The organism is Shinella sp. G-2 (assembly GCF_050172695.1).
GTDB lineage: Bacteria > Pseudomonadota > Alphaproteobacteria > Rhizobiales > Rhizobiaceae > Shinella.
In genome coordinates this window covers 56,922-75,005 of sequence record NZ_JBBEYH010000015.1, presented here as the reverse complement: position 1 = coordinate 75,005, position 18,084 = coordinate 56,922, and the positions used below count along the sequence as shown (strand labels likewise).

Here is an 18,084-nt window from a genome sequence, read left to right as displayed (position 1 = left end):
TTTGCCGGCGCGCCCGGCACATCTCTTGGGACAGTTCATTGAAGAGGCCAAGGAAATGCTGACGATCGGCGATCTTTCCAGGGAAACGGGCGTCAAGGTTCCCACCATCCGCTATTACGAGCAGATGGGGCTGCTTTCCCACGCCGAGCGTTCGGAGGGCAACCAGCGGCGCTATTCCAGCGAGGAGCGCGATCGCCTCGCCTTCATCCGCCATGCCCGCGATCTCGGCCTTACCATCGACGCGATCCGCGAACTGATCGAACTCAGCCAGCATCCGGAACGCCCCTGCCACGACGCCGACCGCATCGCCGCCGCGCAGCTTGCCACCGTCCGGCGCAAGATCGCCCGGCTGCGCAAGCTGGAAGCAGAGCTGGAACGCATCACCAGCCATTGCCATTCCGACCAGATCAGCGACTGCTACGTCATCCGGGCGCTGGCCAACCACGACCTGTGCACCGACGATCACGACTGAAGCGCTTCCTGTCGGGGCGGCACCCCTCCGGCTGGCAAGGCTCTAGGAACTGGCCAGCAGCTTCAGTTTCTGGAGTTGGGTTTCGCGCGGCTCGTGCATGTCGAGCATGCCCTGCAGGCGGCCGTCGGCGCGGATGAGGAAGAGCCCGGCCGTGTGCTCCATCGTGTAGCTGTCCGATGCGGTCGGCACTTTCCGGTAAAAGGCCGAAAACGCATCCGCCGCCGCCTTCGTCTGCCCGGCATCGCCGCGCAGCGCGACGATCCGCGGATCGAAGGAGGTCATGTAGAGCGTCAAGAGGTCCGCCGTGTCCCGCTCGGGATCGATGGAGACGAAGAGCGGCGTAAGGCGGTCCGCCGCCGGGCCGATGTCCTTGAGGAGCGCCGTCAGCTCGAAGAGCGTAGTGGGGCAGACATCCGGGCAATGGGTGAAGCCGAAGAAGACGAGATAGGGCTTTCCCGCCAGATCGGCCGAGCGGAAGGGCTTTCCGTCGACCGTCTGCAGGGTGAAGGCGCGCTGTTTCGGCTGGCCGGCGCGGGGCACGAAGGCCGCGACCGCCGCACCGGCGATCGCAGCCCCGAGGGCAAGGCCGATGAGGGACCTGCGCCTCATCCCTTGATGGGCCTCAGCAGGCGCAGGGCATTCATCGTGACGAGCACGGTGGCGCCGGTATCGGCCAGGATCGCCGGCCAGAGGCCTGTGATGCCGGCGATGGTCGTCACCAGGAAGACGCCCTTGAGGCCGAGCGAGATGACGATGTTCTCGACGATGTTGCGCATGGTGCGCCGGGAGAGATCCGTCATCAGCGCGACGTCGCCGACGCGGCCGTGCAGGATGGCGGCGTCCGCCGTTTCCAGCGCCACGTCGGTGCCGCCGCCCATGGCGATGCCGATATTGGCCGCGGCGAGCGCCGGGGCGTCGTTGATGCCGTCGCCGATCTTGCCGACGACGAAGCCTTCGCGCTGCAATTCGCCGACGATGCGCTGCTTGTCCTCGGGCATCAGCTCGGCGCGCACCTCGATGCCGAGTTCGGCGCCGACGGCTTTCGCCGTGCGGGCATTGTCACCCGTCAGCATGATCGTCTTGATGCCGGCGTCCCTGAGGGTCTTGAGGCCGGCGGCGGCATCGGGGCGCGGCTCGTCGCGCATGGCGATGGCCCCGGCGAGCACGCCGTCGACGATCAGCATGGAGACCGTCTTGCCGTCGTCGTTGAGCGCCGTCGTCGCAGCCCGCACGTCCTCGGAGAGGGTGACCCGTTCGGCGGCGGCCTTCGGCGAGCCGAGGAAGATGTCCTTGCCCTCGACGGTGGCGGTGACGCCCTTGCCGCCCAAGGCACGTGCACCGCTGGCGACCGGGGGCACCACGCCGTCCTCGGCGGCCTTGCCGAGAATGGCGAGCGCCAGCGGATGGCTGGAGCCGGCCTCCAGCGCGGCGGCAAGGCGCAGCACCTCATCGGCCGGTTCGGCGAAGGCGACGATATCGGTGACCTTCGGCTTGCCCTCGGTGAGCGTGCCGGTCTTGTCGAAGGCGATGGCGGTGAGCTTGCCGAGACCTTCGAGCACCGCCCCGCCCTTCATCAGCAGGCCGCAGCGGGCGCCGGCCGAGAGCGCAGCGGCGATGGCGGCGGGCGTCGAGATGACGAGCGCGCAGGGGCAGCCGATGAGGAGAACGGCGAGGCCCTTGTAGACCCACTCGCTCCAGACGCCGCCGAAGAACAGCGGCGGTATGATCGTGACCAGCGCGGCGACGACGACGACGCCGGGCGTGTAGTATTTCGAGAAGCGGTCGATGAAGCGCTCGGTCGGCGCCTTCGATTCCTGCGCCTCCTCGACCAGCTTGATGACGCGGGCGATGGTGTTGTCGGCCGCGGCGGCCGTGACGCGGATGCGCAGGGCCGCATCGCCGTTGACCGTGCCGGCAAAGACGGTGTCGCCGACATCCTTGCGCACCGGTGTGCTTTCGCCGGTGACGGGCGCTTCGTCGATGGCGCTTTCGCCCTCGATGATCGTACCGTCGGCGGAAATGCGGTCGCCCGGGCGCACGAGGATGACCGCGCCGACGGCAAGCTGCTCGGCCGGCACCTCCTTCGTGCGGCCGTCCTCTTCGAGAAGCGCGGTCTTCGGCACCAGCGTGGACAGCGAGCGGATACTGTCGCGCGCCTTGCCGGCGGCAACGCCCTCCAGGAGTTCGCCGACGAGGAAGAGGAAGACGACGGCCGCCGCCTCTTCGGTCGCATTGATGACGAGCGCGCCGACGGCGGCGATGGTCATCAGCATTTCGATGGAAAAGGGCGTGCCGGCCAGCGCCGCCATGATGGCGCGCCGCGCGATCGGCACGAGGCCGACGAACATGGCGATGACGAAGGCATAGGTCTCGACGGCCGGGAAGAGATGGCCGATGCCATAGGCCAGAACCAGCGCGGCGCCGGCGAGAATGGTCAGACGTCCCTTCCTGCCCTTCCACCAGGGGCCTTCCGAAGGGCCGTGATCGTGGCCGTGCAGGCCTTCGACGGCCGCAGCCTGCGGCTTGTCGGCGTGCTCGTGAGCCGCATGCGCATGGCCGGCGTGATCGTGGTCGTCGTGGTCGTGCCCGTGGTCGTCACCGTGCCGGTGATCAGGCCCATGACCATGCCCATGATTGCAGCCGGGGCCGTGCTCATGTTCGCCGGCCGGCTTCGGGGCCGCCACGGCGGCGCCCGGCGTCACCGAATAGCCGAGGCCGGAGACCTTGCGGCGAATCGCCTCCAGGTCACTCGTCGTGTCGTGCTGCACGCGCATCGTGCCGGCGGTGACGGAAACGGAGACGTCCGACACTCCCGGCATGCGGCGCACGGCCGTGTCGATCTTGCTGGCGCAGGAGGCACAATCCATGCCCTCCACCCGGAAACGCGTCTCTTTCACATCGGACATCGCACAATCCTCTTTCGTCTCGTCAGGACCTTCTACGACCTCTAGCGACTAGAGGTGCAAGGGCCGATTTCAAAAAACGAGCGAAAAGCCGCATTGAAATCGACGGCGGGCCTGTGCTAGAGAGCGGCCCACTTATTGCAGGTTTCATCTGCTGGTTGGGGAGGACGCCATGTCTTGCGACGCCCTCTTCCAATCGGGGATGGGCTCGGTAGATGCCCCCCGAACGGAAGAACGCTATACGATGCGTGCCATCGCGGCACGGTCTGGCCTTGACGCCGTTGGAGCTTTTTTGCCTTTCCGCAAAATCGCTTCGCACCTTTGCCCGAATGGCGCCATCGGCCCCGTGCGGCAAATGAAGACACCGCGCCTGCCCGTCCTCTTTTTCACGCGATACCTCGACCGGGCGAACAGCGCCAAGGCGCTGTCACATCGCCGTGTCCGGACGACGATACCGTAACAGACGGTTTCCTTCCCTGAACCCGCGCGGAGCGGGAGGCTGACGCCTCCCCTGCCGCGATTCCATCGTGTTTCCGGCGCGGGCCGGCGCGCGATCCACCGCCAGAAGACAGGTCCTCCATGTCCCTCAACACGCCCTATTACCTGATCGACAAGTCGAAGCTGCTCGCCAACATGGAAAAGATCGCGCGCCTGCGCGAGATTTCCGGCGCCAAGGCGCTGCTGGCGCTGAAGTGCTTCGCCACCTGGTCGGTCTTCGACTTCATGCGGGAGTATATGGACGGCACGACCTCCTCCTCGCTCAACGAGGTGCGTCTCGGCCAAGAGCGCTTCGGCAAGGAGACGCACGCCTATTCCGTCGCCTATGCCGACTACGAGATCGACGAGGTCATCAGCCACGCCGACAAGATCATCTTCAACTCCATCGGCCAGCTCGACCGCTTCTCAGACAAGGCATCCGGCATCGTGCGGGGCCTGCGTCTCAACCCAGGCATCTCCTCCTCCAGCTTCGACCTTGCCGATCCCGCCCGCCCCTTCTCGCGCCTTGGCGAATGGGACGTGAAGAAGGTCGAGCCGGTCATGGACCGCGTCTCCGGCTTCATGATCCACAACAACTGCGAGAACGGCGATTTCGACCTCTTCGACCGCATGCTCGGCACCATCGAGGAGAAATTCGCGCCGCTCCTGAAGAAGGCCGAATGGGTGAGCCTTGGCGGCGGCATCCATTTCACCGGCGAAAACTATCCGCTGGAAAAATTCGCCGAGCGTCTCAAGCGCTTTGCCGGCGAATATGGCGTGCAGGTGTATCTCGAGCCGGGCGAAGCCTCGATCACCAAGTCCACCTCGCTGGAAGTGACCGTGTTGGACATGCTGAACAACGGCAAGGACCTCGCCATCGTGGACAGCTCCATCGAGGCGCACATGCTGGACCTGCTGATCTACCGCGAGAGCGCCAAGCTCTCCCCCAATACCGGGCCGCACCGCTACATGGTCTGCGGCAAGTCCTGCCTTGCCGGGGACATCTTCGGCGAGTTCGATTTCGAAGAGGAACTGAAGGTCGGCGACCGCATCTCCATCCAGGATGCCGCCGGCTACACCATGGTCAAGAAGAACTGGTTCAACGGCGTGAAAATGCCGGCGATCGCCATCCGCGAGCTGGATGGCAGCATCCGGACCGTCCGTGAGTTCGCCTATGCGGACTACGAAGCAAGCCTTTCCTAATCCCCTCGTCAAAACCCAGAAGGAGCTATTCCGGGACATGAAGAAGAACGTGCTCATCATCGGCGCCGGCGGCGTTGCACAGGTCGTGGCGCACAAATGCGCGCAGAACAACGACGTGCTCGGCGACATCCACATCGCTTCGCGCACCAGGGCGAAGTGCGACAGGATCATCGCGTCCGTTCATGAGAAGAAGGCGATGAAGCAGCCGGGCGTGCTCGAAGGCCATGCCCTCGACGCGCTCGACATCGAGGCCACCAAGGCGCTCATCACGTCGACGAAGTCGCAGATCGTCATCAATGTCGGCACCGCCTTCCTCAACATGTCGGTGCTGCGCGCCTGCATGGATACGGGCGTCGCCTATATCGACACCGCCATCCACGAAGAGCCGGGCAAGATCTGCGAGACGCCGCCGTGGTACGGGAACTATGAGTGGAAGCGCGCCGCCGAATGCGCGGAGAAGGGCATCACCGCCATTCTCGGCGCCGGCTTCGACCCGGGCGTCGTCAACGCCTATGCCAAGCTCGCCAAGGACGAATATCTCGACACCGTGACGGACGTCGACATCGTCGACATCAATGCCGGCAGCCACGGCAAGTACTTCGCCACGAACTTCGACCCGGAAATCAACTTCCGTGAGTTCACCGGCGTCGTCTATTCCTGGCAGAACGGCCAGTGGCAGACCAACAAGATGTTCGAGATCGGCAAGGACTACGACCTTCCCGTCGTCGGCACGCGCCGCGCCTATCTGTGCGGCCATGACGAGGTGCACTCGCTCGCCAAGAACATGGACGGCGCGAATGTGCGCTTCTGGATGGGCTTCGGCGATCACTACATCAACGTCTTCACCGTGCTGAAGAACCTCGGCCTGCTCTCCGAGCAGCCGGTCAAGACGGCCGAAGGCCAGGAGGTCGTGCCGCTCAAGGTCGTCAAGGCCGTGCTGCCCGATCCGGCATCGCTCGCCCCCGGCTACGAGGGCAAGACCTGCATCGGCGACTACGTGAAGGGCCTGAAGGACGGCAAGGAAAAGACCGTCTTCATCTACAACGTGGCCGACCACAAGGAAGCCTATGAGGAAGTCGGTTCGCAGGGCATTTCCTACACCGCCGGCGTCCCGCCGGTCGCCGCCGCCATGCTGGTCGCCACCGGCGAATGGGACGTGAAGACGATGGCGAATGTCGAGGAACTGCCGCCGAAGCCCTTCATCAACCTCCTGAACCGCATCGGCCTGCCGACCCGGATACAGGACGAGGACGGCGACCACGCCGTCAGCTTCTAAGCCTTGAAACCGCCGGCCGCGCCCCTCGCGCGGCCGGCGCCCCTTGGAAGGCCGTTCCGCATTCTCTACAAGAGGCGACCGCCATCACCGATGGCCCAACGCGGCAGCGGAAGAATGAATCGCTTTCCCATGTTCAGCCCGCAGCTTCTCATCAGCTTCGTGGCCGTCTCAGAGACCAGCAGCTTTACCCGCGCGGCCGACCGCGTCTCGCTCTCGCAATCCACCGTCAGCCAGCAGGTCCGCCGTCTCGAGGAGATGATCGGCAAGGCGCTGTTCGAGCGCACCTCCCACGAGGTGCGGCTGACCGAGGAGGGCATCAAGCTCCTCAGCTATGCCCGTCGCATCATCACGCTGAACGAGGAAGCCCACGACGCACTGACGGGACCCTGGCGTGACGGCGTGCTGCGCATCGGCATGCCGGAGGATTTCACCGTGCCGACGGTCGATCTCCTGGCCGCCTTCAAGCGCGAGCACCCGCATCTCAGGCTCGACGTCACCAGCGGCCTCAGCCCGGATCTCTACCGCGCCTATGGCCAGGAAGAGCTGGACCTCGTGCTCGTCAAGCAGCGCCGCGTGCACCTGCCGCGCGCCGCGCGGCCGGAACCGCTGCTCTGGCTCGACAGCGCCGAACATCCCGCCATCGAACAATCGCCCGTCCCCATCGCCGTCTTTCCGGTCAACGGGCTCTACCGCGAGGAACTGTGCGGCGCGCTCGATACCCTCGGCCTGCGCTGGCGCGTCAGCTACAGCGGCGGCGGGCTTGCGGCGCTGGCGGCGGCCTCGGCGGCCGGGCTCGGCGTCAGCCTGCTGCCGGCCGGCTGCCGCCTGCCGGCGCACCGCGTCCTCGGCAAGGCGGAGGGACTGCCGCCCGTCGAGGATTTCGAGCTTGCCCTGTTCCACCACGACAACGCGCCGGCAATCACGCTGGACCTTGCGGAGCGGCTCATTCGATTTTGCGGACTTCAACCGTAGCATCATTGGCGGATCGAATAGCCAGCATTGCCAAATGTCGCTGCCATGGCACGGCTCCGTTTCCTAGAATGCGCCATCCCTTTCCATGGACGATGAGGAAACGATGGTGCACAACGCCGTATCGCAGAGCCGCAGGGCCTTTCTGAGCCGCACCGGCCAGCTTACCACCGCCGCAGCCGTTGCGGGCCTGACCGGCACCGCCGGCCACGCCGCCACTGCCGAGACTTGCAAGGAGGACGCCACCGTGACGTCTGTGAAGGACAGCCACTATCTTCTCGCCGATGTCAGGCTGGAGGAGGGTTTCGAGAAGGACGGCGACGTCATCGTCGCCACCCGCACCGCGCTCTACACGCTGGAAATCAGGGACGGCCGGATCGCGGCGCTGCATGGTGCCGGCAGCGCCCTGCCCGCGGGCCTGCCGACCTACCAGGCGAACGGCCAGCTCGCACTGCCGACGATGCGCGACATGCACATCCACCTCGACAAGACCTTCTATGGCGGCCCCTGGCAAGCGCCGCGCCCGCGCCAGGGCAAGACGATCATGGACATGATCGCGCTGGAGGAAAAGCTTCTGCCGCAACTGCTGCCGACCTCGGTGGAACGCGCCGAGGGCCTGATCGCCCTTCTGCAGTCCCATGGCAGCACCATCGCCCGCAGCCATTGCAACATCGATCCGGTCAGCGGCCTCAAGAGCCTCGAGCATCTGAAGCGCGCGCTGGAAAAACACGCGGATGATTTCACCTGCGAGATCGTCGCCTTCCCGCAGCACGGCCTGCTGCATTCCAAGGTCGACGGGCTGATGCGCGAGGCCATGCAGATGGGCGTGGAATTCGTCGGCGGCCTCGACCCGACCAATGTCGACAGCGCCATGGAAAAGTCGCTCGACGCGATGTTCCAGATCGCGCTCGACACCGGCAAGGGCGTGGACATCCACCTGCACGAGACGAGCCCGGCGGGCGTCGCCGCCGTCAACTACATGATCGACACGGTGGAAAAGAACCCTGCCCTCAAGGACAAGGTCACGATCAGCCACGCCTTCGCGCTGACGACGCTCGCGCCGGAACAACTCGAGGAAACCGCCGCGCGCTTTGCCGCCAATGGCATCACCATCGCCTCGACCGTTCCGATCGGCGGCCTGATGATGCCGCTGCCGCAGCTTTCCAAGGCGGGCGTCTTCGTGATGACCGGCACCGACAGCGTGATCGACCACTGGTCGCCCTTCGGCAGCGGCGACATGCTGGAAAAGGCCTATCTCTACGCCCAGCTCTATCGCGGCTCGGACGAATATCATCTGTCCCGTTCGCTCGCCATTGCCACCGGCGGCGTGCTGCCGCTGGATGACGAGGGCGACCGCGCCTGGCCGAAGGCCGGCGACGAGGCGGGTTTCTCGCTCACTCCGGCAAGCTGCACCGCCGAGGCCGTCGCCCGCCTGCCGGCCCGCACCGCGACCTTCCACAGGGGCCGCCTCGTTGCGGGTGGCATCGACAAGGCTTCTTCGTAAAACAGGCAGTCCGGCTGCAAGCTCAGCGTTGCTGCGGCCGGATTTTCCACGGCAGGTCGAGCCGGTTTTCCCCGGCGAAATAGAGCAGCAGACGGTTGCCGCCGGGATCGAACAGCTCCGCCTCGCGCCACAGCCAGCTTTTGTCTTCCGGCAGTGCGGAAAAGACAATGCCGGCAGCCCTCAGTCCTTCGACGGTCGCATCCAGGTTCTCGCATTCGAAATAGACCGTCGTTCCGCCGCCAGTCGCCATGCCGGCATGCAGGGAGAACGTGCTGTTTCCATCCGGGCAGGCGAAGCGCACATAGTTCGGCCGCGCATCCACGATGGGAACGAGGCCGAGGGCGATATAGAAATGCCAGCCCTGATCGAGGTCCGGCATCGTGACGGTCACCTGATTGAGGTTCATCGCCGTCCCCTCAGACGATCTTCTCGATCTCCAGCTCCTGCCCGCCGACGCTCACCACGTCGCCGACGCCCTTGCCCATCAGGAGGCGCGCGACCGGCGAGACATAGGAGATCGTTCCCGCCTTGGGATCGGCCTCGTCCTCCCCGACGATACGGTAGGTCTGGACGCGCCCGTCATCGCGGTTGAAGGTCACGGTGCTGCCGAAGCCGACGGTGTCGTTCGAGTCCCTCGGAGGAACGAGCTGGGCGGTGCGCAGGCGCTCGGAAAAATAGCGCAGGTCCCGCGCGGGACCTGCCGTCTGGCGACGGCGCTCGTTGATATCCTCGATGGCATTCGCGGCCTCGAAGGCCTCGCGCGCCGCCTGAAGCTGCTGCTCCAGCGCCTTGAGACCCGCCTCCGTCACGAGGTTGGGGTGGGGTGAGATGGGACGCTCCGGCAGCTGGGTTTCCGCTGCCGTTTCCGCGCTCTCTTCCTTGACGAATGCGACGCTCACGCTCGAACTCCGTTTTTTCTTCCGGGTTCGATATTTAAGGAACTTCGCACCCGATTGCTACCGCAACCAGACGGGGAGATCGGACGGGCGGCGACCGCGGCGCTTCTGCGCACCGAGCTTCTCCCAGGCAAATTTCTTGGCGGCCGCTTCGGCGGCGTCGCGGTTCGGGTAGGTATCCGGCAGCACATAGTCCTTGCCTTCGCAGGACAGCAGCGCCCGGCAACTCAGAACGTCGAAATGCAGCTGGATATCGGTATGTTCGTTCATCTCGCCCTCCCTTCAAGGCAAAGGGAGAAACCGGCAAGGCGGCCGGATGTTCCCGCCCGCCCTGGAAATTCAGTCGGCCCCGAGCGCCACGGCCGGCTGAAGATGCGAGGCGTTGCGGGCCGGCAGATAGCCGAAGACGAGCCCCGTCAGGAACGAGCAGGCGAAGGCGAGCGCCACGGGACCGACCGTGAAGCTCACCGGCATGCCGAAGGCCTTGGCGAGCCCGCCGATGGAAAGCCCCAGCGCGACGCCGATCGCCCCGCCGATGGCGGAGACGACGAGCGCCTCAATGAGGAATTGCAGGAGGATATCGCGCCGGCGCGCGCCGGTCGCCATGCGCACGCCGATCTCGCGCGTACGCTCGCGCACGCTCACCAGCATGATGTTCATGACGCCGATGCCGCCGACGAGCAGCGAGATGGCGGCGACGGAGCCGAGGAACAGCTTCATCGTGTTGGAGGTCTCGGTGAAGGCTTCGCGCACCGAGGACATGTTGGTGATCTGCGTGTCCTCGGCCTTGTGGCGCTCGTCGAGCAGGGACTGGATCGCGCCCTGCGTCAGGTCGATGGCGGCGGCGTCCCTCACCTGAACGGTGATGGTGCGCACGTTGCGCTGGCCGAAGAGCCGCATGCTGCCAGTCGACAGCGGCACGAGGATCACGTCGTCCTGGTCGTTGCCGCCGGCGCTCGCGCCCATCTCGGCCATCACGCCGATGACCTGGAAGGGAATCTTGTTGACCAGCACATATTGGCCGAGCGGGTTCGTGCCGTCGGCAAAGAGCGTTTTCGCCACCGTCTGGCCGATGACGGCGACGGGAGCATAGGTGTCCATGTCATCCTGGTTGATGAATTCGCCCGCCGCGAGGCCCCACGATTTGGCGCGCGGGAAATCCGGCACCGTGCCGTTGGCCGTCGTCTGGTAATCGACGCTGCCGAAGCGCAGCGTGACGGAGCTCGTCATCTCCGGCACGGCGAAGGCGACGTTCGGCACGTCAAGGATGGCGTCGGCGTCGGAAGGAATGAGCGTCACCGGCGCGCTGCCGCCGCCGCGGAAATTGGCCATGCTGGGGCGCACCAGCAGCAGATCGGAGCCCATGGCGGAAATGCGGTCAAGCACGGAATTCTGCGCACCCGTGCCGATCGCCAGCATGGCCACCACGGAGCCGACGCCGATGACGATGCCGAGCAGCGTCAGCACCGTGCGGAAGAGATTGGCATAGAGCGCGCGGACGGCCATCTTCACCGCCTCGGAAACGTCGGCAAGGGCGGCCGAGCCTTCCTTCACCGCCTTCTGCAGGCCGGCGGCCGCCGGCGAGACGGTGCGCGCCTTGCGAGACGTGTCGGAAACGATGCGGCCGTCGCGGATCTCGATCAGCCGGTCGGCGGCCTCGGCCACCTCGCGCGAATGGGTGATGAGGATGACGGTATGGCCGTCCTCGTGCATGCGGCGCAAGAGCGCCATCACGTCCTCGCCGCTCTGGCTGTCGAGCGCGCCGGTCGGCTCGTCGGCCAGGATGACGCGGCCGCCATTCATCAGCGCGCGGGCGATGGAGACGCGCTGCTGCTGGCCGCCGGAAAGCTGGTTCGGCCGGTGATCCAGCCGGTCGCCGAGCCGGAGCGAGCCGAGCAGCGCTTCGGCCCGCGCCTGCCGGTCGCGCGCCGGCATGCCGGCATAGATCGCGGGCACCTCGACATTCTCGCGGGCGCTGGCCGTGGGAATGAGATTGTAGCTCTGGAAGACGAAGCCGAAGGTGCGCCGGCGCAGCGCCGCCAGCTCGTCGCCGTCGAAATCGGCGACCGGTTCGCCGTCGATGCGGTAGTCGCCCGATGTCGGCTGGTCGAGGCAGCCGAGAATGTTCATCAGCGTCGACTTGCCGGAGCCGGACTGGCCGATGATCGCCACGAATTCGCCCGCCGCGATATCGAGCGAGATGCCGTGCAGGACCTCCACGGCGAAGTCGCCGTTGTAGAAGGTCTTGGTGACGTCACGGAGCGAGAGAAGCGCCGTCATGGCCGTGCCTCAGAACATCGGCGGCATGCGCATGCCGCGTTGCGAATTGCGGCCGCTGCCGCTGGACGCCTTGCCGCCCGCGCTGACGACCACCTTGTCGCCTTCGGCAAGACCGCTCCTGATCTCGACGCTGACGCGGTTGCGGATGCCGGTCTCGACGTCGCGCACCTCCTGTACGCCCGAGGCCGTGACCACCGTCACCTGCGCCTTCGGCTTGCCGCCGTCCCGCGTCGTCGCCACCGCGCCGGCCGGCACGACCAGCACGTCGCGCGCCGCCGCCTGCACGAAGAAGACCTGCGCGCTCATCGACATCATCAGCGCGCCCTCCGGGTTCGGCACGTCGAACAGCGCATTGTAGAGCACGACGTTGTTCTCCACCGTCGGTGAGGGCTCGATCTGGCGCAGCTTGCCGGTGAAACGCTTGCCGGGCTGGCCAAGCAGCGTGAAATAGGCCTCCATGCCCGGCGTCAGGCGGCCGACATCGGCCTCGGACACCTCGGCGCGCACCGTCATGGTGGAGAGATCGGCGATGGTGACGATGGTGGGCGCGCTCTGCACGGCGTTCAGCGTCTGGCCTTCCTTCACCGGATTGGCGACGACGGTGCCGGCCATGGGCGCATAGATCTTCGTGTAACCGAGATCGACCTCGTCGCCGGCCAGCGTCGCCTGCTGCTTGCGGATCTGCGCCGTGGTGGCATCGACATCCGCCTTGGCGGCGGCAAGGTCGGCCACGGCCTGGTCGAGCGCCTGCCGGGCGGCGGCATTGCCGGCAACGAGGCTGCGCTGGCGGGCGATATTCGCCTGCTTCAAGGCAAGCTGCGCCGTCTTGGATTCCAGTTGCGCCTCGAGGTTGGCAAGCTCCGCGCGGTTGATCTCCATGCGGTTCTCGATGGTCGCCGGGTCGATCTCGGCCAGAATCTGGCCCTTCGTCACGATATCGCCGATGGCGACACGCATGGCCTTCAACTGGCCGGAGACCTGTGCGCCGGCATCGACCGATTTTATCGCTTCCAGCGTGCCGACCGCCGTCACCGCATTTTCGATATCGCCGCGCGTGACGGGCTGGGTGATGACCGCCGCCGCCGTTTCGGCCGGGGCATAGGCCCGCCAGGCATAGGAGCCGGCGCCGGCCAGCACCGCGAGAACCGGCAGCCAGATCCAGCCGCGCGAACGGCGCTTGCGGCGAACGGGCGGGGTGGCGGCCGGCATGAGGGTCACGGTCGCGGGCGCAGCCTCCCCGGAGGCGGCTTCGGTCTTCTTGGCGCGTGCATTGACGGTCATCGGCATTCCCCAGGTCGAGGCCCTGCCTCTCAACGTTCCTTCCCTGGAGATTTGGCACCGCAGTCCCTCGAGGAGAAGCCCTTGGGATGATTATATTTTCGTAATGTTTGCACGTTTGCGCGCCGAAACGAGCCCTCGCAGGTCCGCGACCTCGTCCGTCGTCAGCGGCCTGACCGCCCCCTTTTCCAGCGTGCCGAGGGCAAGGTTGCCGATGGCGACACGCAGGAGACGCAGGCAGGCAATATCCAGCCCTTCCAGCATGCGGCGGATCTGGCGGTTCTTGCCCTCGTCCAGCACGACCTCGATCCAGGCGTTCTTTTCGCCCGAACGGATGGGCCGCACCGCTTTTGCGCGCAGCAAATCGCCGTCGTCGCGGATACCCTCCACCATGGCGTCCAGCATGGCCTGATCGGCGATGCGGTCCATCTGGACATGGTAGGTCTTGGCGACATGGGTTTCCGGGTCGAGCAGCGCCTGGGCGAATTCCGTGTCGTTGGTGAAGAGCAGCAGGCCCTCGCTCGCCTTGTCCAGCCGGCCGACGGGCGAAAGATGGGCGTGATCGAGATGCTTCAAACAGTCGAAGACCGTCGGCCGCCCCTCGGGATCGTGCCGGGTGGTGACGAGGCCGCGCGGCTTGTTGAGCATGAAATAGACGCGTTCCTCCGCCGCGACGCGTTTGCCGTCCACCGCGATCACGGCGCTGTCGAGATCCACCCAGGTTTCGAGATCGGTGACGACGCGCCCGCCGAGCGTGACGCGGCCGGCGCGGACCAGGTCCTCGGCCTGCGTGCGTGAACAGAAGCCGAGCTTGGAGAGGGCGCGCGGCAGCGTGGTCCGCTTGCCGCCGGCCGGCGTCTGCGCCGGTCGGGACACCCTCGGTTTCTGCGGTCTGCGGCTCGCCTTCATCTCGCTGTCCTTGGTTGACCCACAGGCCATTGCCATTCTAAAGCCGGTGACGTCCAGCCAAAATCGAGGGAAGAGCCGTTGACCCAGGACATTACTAGCGAACTCGTCACGCTGCGCGACTACTGGCGCTATGCGATCTCCCGCTTCAACGCGGCCGATCTCAGCTATGGCCACGGCACGACGACCGCCGGCGACGACGCCGCCTTCCTGCTGCTCGACTCGCTCGATCTTCCCATCGATGCGCTCGACCCGTTCCTCGACGCCCGCCTGCTGCCGGCCGAGCGCAAGCTGCTCGCCGAACGCATCGAGGCGCGCGTCACGACCCGCAAGCCTTCGTCCTACCTCACCGGCCGCGCCTATATCCAGGGTGTACGCTTCCATGTCGACGAGCGGGTGATCGTGCCACGCTCGCATATCGGCGAAATCCTGTTCAGCGAATATCTCGGCGAGAACGGCTCGGCCTTCCTGCCCGATCCGATGACCGTGGAAAGCGCCGTCGACATCTGCACCGGCTCGGGCTGCCTTGCGGTGCTGGCCGCCAAGTTCTTCCCCCATGCGGCGGTGGATGCGGTGGACCTTTCCGCCGACGCGCTCGCGGTCGCGGCGAAGAACGTCGCCGCGCACGAGGTGGAAAACCAGGTCAGCCTGCACGAGGGCGACCTCTTCGCCCCCCTCGCCGGCCGGACATACGACCTCATCATCACCAATCCGCCCTATGTCGATCACGACGCGCTCGTCGCCTATCCGCCGGAGTTCCGCGCCGAACCGGCCATGGCGCATGATGGCGGCGAAGACGGCCTCGATCTCGTGCGCCGCATCCTCGAAGAGGCGGCCGACTACCTCAATCCGCAGGGCGGCATGATCTGCGAGATCGGCTCGGGCCGGGAAATCCTCGAGGAAGAGTACCCGCATCTCGATTTCGTCTGGCTGGAAACCGCCGAATCCCAGGATGCGGTGTTCTGGATTTCCGCCGAGGCGCTCGGCGTGGAGTAAGCGGCTTCTCGCCGCTTGCATATAGATAGGAATCCTATATTATTCGGTGCATGACGACACCGAAGAATCCCCACGCCATCGACACGCGCATCCGCGAAGGCCTTTCGCGGCTGGCGACCGTCTTGCGCGTCGACGACTGGAACCGGGCGAAGGCCGCCGGCCTCAACCCGACGCAGCTTGCCATCCTCACCCTTCTCGACGGACGCGGCGCCCGCGGTCTCGGCGTGAAGGAGATCGCCGCCCATCTCGGCGTCTCGCAGCCGACCGCGACCGATTCCCTCAATGCCCTCGAACGCCGGGGCCTTCTCGCCAAACATCCCGGTGAAAGCGACCGGCGCGCCGTGAACATCGCACCGACTGCCGAGGGCACCGCCACGCTTCGGGCGACGGAGGCCGGCGACGGCCTCGTCGAACAGGCCATTGCGGGCCTCGACGACCGGGAGCAGGAAGACCTGCTGCTGACCCTCATCAAGATGATCCGGCATCTCCAGGATACCGATGCTATCCCCGTGCAGCGCCTGTGCGTGACCTGTCGCCACTTCGCGCCCTTCGCCCACGCCGATGCGGCGCGCCCGCATCATTGCCATTACGTGGACGCGGCCTTCGGCCAACCGGACCTGCGTCTCGACTGCCGCGAACACGAAGCCAATCCCGCGTCCCGGGCTGCCACCCGGGACGCCTCTTCACCGGGATAATCCAACCCTCCAGGCAAACGAAAGGAAGACCCATCATGCCCGCAAGACTTTTGACCGGCGCGCTCACCGCCGGAACGGCCGCGCTATGGCTGACGACGGCCGCGGCCCATTCCATCAAGGCCGAGCCCGTGGAAGCGGTACAGGCCGCCTTCGACATCGTCGAAACGACGATCGTGACCAGGGGCGATACCGCCATCTTCACCACCCGCGTGCGCGGCGAGGCCGGCAAGGACAAACCCGACGCGACGGGCAAGTTCGAAGGATCGAGCGTCTATGCCTATGTCTGGCCGACCAGCCTCGACAGCGGCGAGATCGGCTTCGACAAGGCGCAGGGCATCGTGGCGCTCGCCGTCACCTTCCACCCGGATTTCGACGATGCCGCCCGCGGCGGCGAGAACCGCCATGTCTGGCATCCGCACTGGGTGGTGCTGGCCGAGGACAAGGCCTGCGGCGGCGGGCTCAAGGTGGTCGACATTCCCGAAGGCACGAAACCGAAGGTGCCCGAGACATGGCCGGGCGTGCCGCTGCTGATCGACAGCCCGGACTACCCCACGGCCTTCAAGGGCGACACGGTGGATGTGGAAATCCCGCTCGCGCTGATCGGCGGCCTCAAGGGCGCGTCCTATGACGGCGTCACGGCGGGCCTGAAGGTCAACGGCAACCTGCATGCGCCGCTGCTCTGCGTCAGCAATGTCTTCAAGGTCGCCTCCGGCAATCTCAGCCTGCCGGGCAAGGTGATGCCGGGCGAATGAGACAGCGCCGGCCCGACGACTGCCATCGTCGGGCCGGCAATTCCTCCCCTCCAGGCATGAAAGGAAAGAACATGGCAAGGAGTACTCCCATCGCCCCCTCCAACGCAACGGGAGGCGCGCATGTCCGCGCCTGACACACGCCTTGCACCCGAGATCGCTGCCTCCGCCTGGTTCAACACGCGCGCGCCGCTGACGCTCGCCGGCCTGCGCGGGCGGCCGGTCTTCCTGCATGCCTTCCAGCTGCTCTGCCCCGGCTGCGTGTCGGACGCGCTGCCGCAGGTGAAGCGCATCGAGCGCGTCTTTGCCGATACGGACCTGCAGGTGATCGGCATCCACACCGTCTTCGAGCATCATGCCGCGATGACGCCGGTGACGCTGCAGGCCTTCCTGCACGAATACCGGGTGACCTCGCCCGTCGCCGTCGACCTTGCCGAGGACGGATCGGACATCCCCGTGACCATGCGCCGCTTCGGGTTGCGCGGCACGCCCTCCTCCGTGCTGATCGGACGAAACGGCGCGATCCTCAGCCACGCCTTCGGCATCGAGGACGACATGGCCATCGGCGCGCGCATCGCCATGGCGCTCGCCGCGCCCCAACGCGCGACCCAAGTGCCAACTGCCCATGCGCCCGCTGCCCAGACGCCCGACGAAGCGGCTGGCTGCGCGGACGGGCGCTGCGAAGCGCCCGTACCGGAGACCAGGGCATGACGGCGACGCCCCTCATCAGCCTCAGCATCGGCGGAGTGGCGCCGCTGGGCGCCCGTGCGGCGCCAAGCGGCATCGCGAAATCCGCCGTCCACACGCCGCTCGCCCTGTCACGGACCGGCCTTGCCGGCGACAGGCAGGGCGACCCGGTGCGGCATGGCGGGCCGGAAAAGGCCGTGCACCACTATCCCTTCGATCATTATGACCCCTGGGTAAGCGACCTCGGATCGCACCCGCTGCTGGACGGTCCCGGCGCGTTCGGGGAGAACCTTTCGACATCGGGGCTTACCGAGGAGACCGTGGCGGTCGGCGACGTCTTTCGCCTCGGCACCGCCCTCGTCGAGGTCAGCCAGGGCCGCCAGCCGTGCTGGAAACTGAACGAGCGGTTCGGACGGACGGACATGGCGCGCCTCGTGCAAACCACCGGACGGACGGGCTGGTACTACCGCGTGCTCGAATCCGGCATCGTCGCGCCGGATGACAGCCTCACCCTTCAGGAGCGCCGCGCGCCGGACTGGACGCTCGCGCGCATCTGGCGCACCTTCTACATCGATCCGCTCAACCGCACCGAACTTGCCGGCATCGCCGCGCTCGACCGGCTGGCCGAGGGCTGGCGCAATCATGCCGTCAGGCGGATCGAGAGCAACCGGGTGGAGGACTGGACGCGGCGGCTTTCGGGCAGCGAACCGCAGGCATAGGGGCAAATTTCAGAGCACCCCGCTTCTCGTCTTCACGCTATTGCCAGCGCATGGCACCGTGCATTCGCTGGGGT

The 18,084-nt window shown here is 66.3% G+C and carries 18 protein-coding genes; 10 read left to right on the top strand and 8 right to left on the bottom strand.

All coding sequences use genetic code 11. The features are described 5' to 3' along the window. Positions 1–55 precede the first annotated feature (55 nt). On the top strand, positions 56–472 hold the full coding sequence (locus tag V8U06_RS19970) for a MerR family transcriptional regulator (RefSeq protein WP_226920275.1): 417 nt from the start codon (positions 56–58) through the stop codon (positions 470–472). Between the two features lie 42 nt (positions 473–514). Here the strand turns inward: V8U06_RS19970 and V8U06_RS19965 are convergent, their stop codons facing one another. Then, positions 515–1,081, bottom strand: coding sequence for an SCO family protein (locus V8U06_RS19965; RefSeq protein ID WP_427142181.1), 567 nt, complete (start codon positions 1,079–1,081; stop codon positions 515–517). Further along, the gene (locus tag V8U06_RS19960; protein ID WP_427142180.1) at positions 1,078–3,378 is read right to left on the bottom strand and encodes a heavy metal translocating P-type ATPase; all 2,301 of its coding nucleotides are present in this window, start codon (positions 3,376–3,378) and stop codon (positions 1,078–1,080) included. The genes V8U06_RS19965 and V8U06_RS19960 overlap by 4 nt, the downstream gene beginning before the upstream one ends. A 576-nt stretch (positions 3,379–3,954) precedes the next feature. Here V8U06_RS19960 and V8U06_RS19955 point away from each other — a divergent pair. The 4 genes from V8U06_RS19955 (at position 3,955) to V8U06_RS19940 (ending at position 8,804) form a co-directional block, all read left to right on the top strand. Further along, the gene (locus V8U06_RS19955; RefSeq protein WP_427142179.1) at positions 3,955–5,055 is read left to right on the top strand and encodes a carboxynorspermidine decarboxylase; all 1,101 of its coding nucleotides are present in this window, start codon (positions 3,955–3,957) and stop codon (positions 5,053–5,055) included. Between the two features lie 37 nt (positions 5,056–5,092). After that, positions 5,093–6,331 (top strand): saccharopine dehydrogenase family protein, encoded by a 1,239-nt coding sequence (locus tag V8U06_RS19950; protein ID WP_427142178.1) that lies wholly within the window; start codon positions 5,093–5,095, stop codon positions 6,329–6,331. Between the two features lie 114 nt (positions 6,332–6,445). Next, the gene (locus tag V8U06_RS19945) at positions 6,446–7,303 is read left to right on the top strand and encodes a LysR family transcriptional regulator (RefSeq protein ID WP_427142177.1); all 858 of its coding nucleotides are present in this window, start codon (positions 6,446–6,448) and stop codon (positions 7,301–7,303) included. An 85-nt stretch (positions 7,304–7,388) separates the two neighbouring features. Continuing rightward, positions 7,389–8,804, top strand: coding sequence for an amidohydrolase family protein (locus V8U06_RS19940; RefSeq protein WP_427142176.1), 1,416 nt, complete (start codon positions 7,389–7,391; stop codon positions 8,802–8,804). A 22-nt stretch (positions 8,805–8,826) separates the two neighbouring features. Here the strand turns inward: V8U06_RS19940 and V8U06_RS19935 are convergent, their stop codons facing one another. The 6 genes from V8U06_RS19935 to V8U06_RS19910 all read right to left on the bottom strand — a co-directional run bounded on the left by V8U06_RS19935 (position 8,827) and on the right by V8U06_RS19910 (position 14,167). Further along, positions 8,827–9,210, bottom strand: coding sequence for a VOC family protein (locus tag V8U06_RS19935; protein ID WP_427142175.1), 384 nt, complete (start codon positions 9,208–9,210; stop codon positions 8,827–8,829). Between the two features lie 10 nt (positions 9,211–9,220). Next, entirely contained in the window at positions 9,221–9,703 is a 483-nt protein-coding gene (gene greA / locus V8U06_RS19930) for a transcription elongation factor GreA (RefSeq protein ID WP_427142174.1), read from the bottom strand. Between the two features lie 57 nt (positions 9,704–9,760). After that, entirely contained in the window at positions 9,761–9,970 is a 210-nt protein-coding gene (locus V8U06_RS19925; RefSeq protein WP_427142173.1) for a hypothetical protein, read from the bottom strand. Between the two features lie 69 nt (positions 9,971–10,039). After that, on the bottom strand, positions 10,040–11,980 hold the full coding sequence (locus tag V8U06_RS19920; protein WP_427142172.1) for a MacB family efflux pump subunit: 1,941 nt from the start codon (positions 11,978–11,980) through the stop codon (positions 10,040–10,042). A gap of 9 nt (positions 11,981–11,989) precedes the next feature. After that, positions 11,990–13,261, bottom strand: a complete 1,272-nt coding sequence (locus tag V8U06_RS19915) for an efflux RND transporter periplasmic adaptor subunit (RefSeq protein ID WP_427142171.1) — start codon at positions 13,259–13,261, stop codon at positions 11,990–11,992. A 90-nt stretch (positions 13,262–13,351) separates the two neighbouring features. Continuing rightward, positions 13,352–14,167, bottom strand: a complete 816-nt coding sequence (locus V8U06_RS19910; protein WP_427142170.1) for a pseudouridine synthase — start codon at positions 14,165–14,167, stop codon at positions 13,352–13,354. A gap of 78 nt (positions 14,168–14,245) precedes the next feature. On the opposite strand from V8U06_RS19910, the gene prmB reads away from it, so the two are divergent. The 5 genes from prmB to V8U06_RS19885 all read left to right on the top strand — a co-directional run bounded on the left by prmB (position 14,246) and on the right by V8U06_RS19885 (position 18,010). After that, on the top strand, positions 14,246–15,160 hold the full coding sequence (gene prmB, locus V8U06_RS19905) for a 50S ribosomal protein L3 N(5)-glutamine methyltransferase (RefSeq protein WP_371826627.1): 915 nt from the start codon (positions 14,246–14,248) through the stop codon (positions 15,158–15,160). A 50-nt stretch (positions 15,161–15,210) separates the two neighbouring features. Continuing rightward, positions 15,211–15,855: a MarR family winged helix-turn-helix transcriptional regulator gene (locus V8U06_RS19900; RefSeq protein WP_427142169.1), complete on the top strand. Its 645-nt coding sequence runs from the start codon at positions 15,211–15,213 to the stop codon at positions 15,853–15,855. Positions 15,856–15,890: 35 nt separating this feature from the next. Then, on the top strand, positions 15,891–16,607 hold the full coding sequence (locus tag V8U06_RS19895; RefSeq protein ID WP_427142168.1) for a hypothetical protein: 717 nt from the start codon (positions 15,891–15,893) through the stop codon (positions 16,605–16,607). A gap of 120 nt (positions 16,608–16,727) precedes the next feature. Beyond that, on the top strand, positions 16,728–17,315 hold the full coding sequence (locus tag V8U06_RS19890) for a TlpA family protein disulfide reductase (RefSeq protein ID WP_427142167.1): 588 nt from the start codon (positions 16,728–16,730) through the stop codon (positions 17,313–17,315). Then, a complete protein-coding gene (locus V8U06_RS19885; RefSeq protein ID WP_427142166.1) occupies positions 17,312–18,010 on the top strand; it encodes an MOSC domain-containing protein in 699 nt (232 codons plus the stop codon). The genes V8U06_RS19890 and V8U06_RS19885 overlap by 4 nt, the downstream gene beginning before the upstream one ends. Positions 18,011–18,084: the final 74 nt, after the last annotated feature.

Excerpts from the sequence above, each read along its gene's own strand:
- V8U06_RS19970 (WP_226920275.1), top strand. The coding sequence starts at position 56 with ATGCTGACGATCGGCGATCTTTCCAGGGAAACGGGCGTCAAGGTTCCC.
- V8U06_RS19965 (WP_427142181.1), bottom strand. The coding sequence starts at position 1,081 with ATGAGGCGCAGGTCCCTCATCGGCCTTGCCCTCGGGGCTGCGATCGCC.
- V8U06_RS19960 (WP_427142180.1), bottom strand. The coding sequence starts at position 3,378 with ATGTCCGATGTGAAAGAGACGCGTTTCCGGGTGGAGGGCATGGATTGT.
- V8U06_RS19955 (WP_427142179.1), top strand. The coding sequence starts at position 3,955 with ATGTCCCTCAACACGCCCTATTACCTGATCGACAAGTCGAAGCTGCTC.
- V8U06_RS19950 (WP_427142178.1), top strand. The coding sequence starts at position 5,093 with ATGAAGAAGAACGTGCTCATCATCGGCGCCGGCGGCGTTGCACAGGTC.
- V8U06_RS19945 (WP_427142177.1), top strand. The coding sequence starts at position 6,446 with ATGAATCGCTTTCCCATGTTCAGCCCGCAGCTTCTCATCAGCTTCGTG.
- V8U06_RS19940 (WP_427142176.1), top strand. The coding sequence starts at position 7,389 with ATGGACGATGAGGAAACGATGGTGCACAACGCCGTATCGCAGAGCCGC.
- V8U06_RS19935 (WP_427142175.1), bottom strand. The coding sequence starts at position 9,210 with ATGAACCTCAATCAGGTGACCGTCACGATGCCGGACCTCGATCAGGGC.
- V8U06_RS19925 (WP_427142173.1), bottom strand. The coding sequence starts at position 9,970 with ATGAACGAACATACCGATATCCAGCTGCATTTCGACGTTCTGAGTTGC.
- V8U06_RS19920 (WP_427142172.1), bottom strand. The coding sequence starts at position 11,980 with ATGACGGCGCTTCTCTCGCTCCGTGACGTCACCAAGACCTTCTACAAC.
- V8U06_RS19915 (WP_427142171.1), bottom strand. The coding sequence starts at position 13,261 with ATGACCGTCAATGCACGCGCCAAGAAGACCGAAGCCGCCTCCGGGGAG.
- V8U06_RS19910 (WP_427142170.1), bottom strand. The coding sequence starts at position 14,167 with ATGAAGGCGAGCCGCAGACCGCAGAAACCGAGGGTGTCCCGACCGGCG.
- V8U06_RS19900 (WP_427142169.1), top strand. The coding sequence starts at position 15,211 with ATGACGACACCGAAGAATCCCCACGCCATCGACACGCGCATCCGCGAA.
- V8U06_RS19895 (WP_427142168.1), top strand. The coding sequence starts at position 15,891 with ATGCCCGCAAGACTTTTGACCGGCGCGCTCACCGCCGGAACGGCCGCG.
- V8U06_RS19890 (WP_427142167.1), top strand. The coding sequence starts at position 16,728 with ATGTCCGCGCCTGACACACGCCTTGCACCCGAGATCGCTGCCTCCGCC.
- V8U06_RS19885 (WP_427142166.1), top strand. The coding sequence starts at position 17,312 with ATGACGGCGACGCCCCTCATCAGCCTCAGCATCGGCGGAGTGGCGCCG.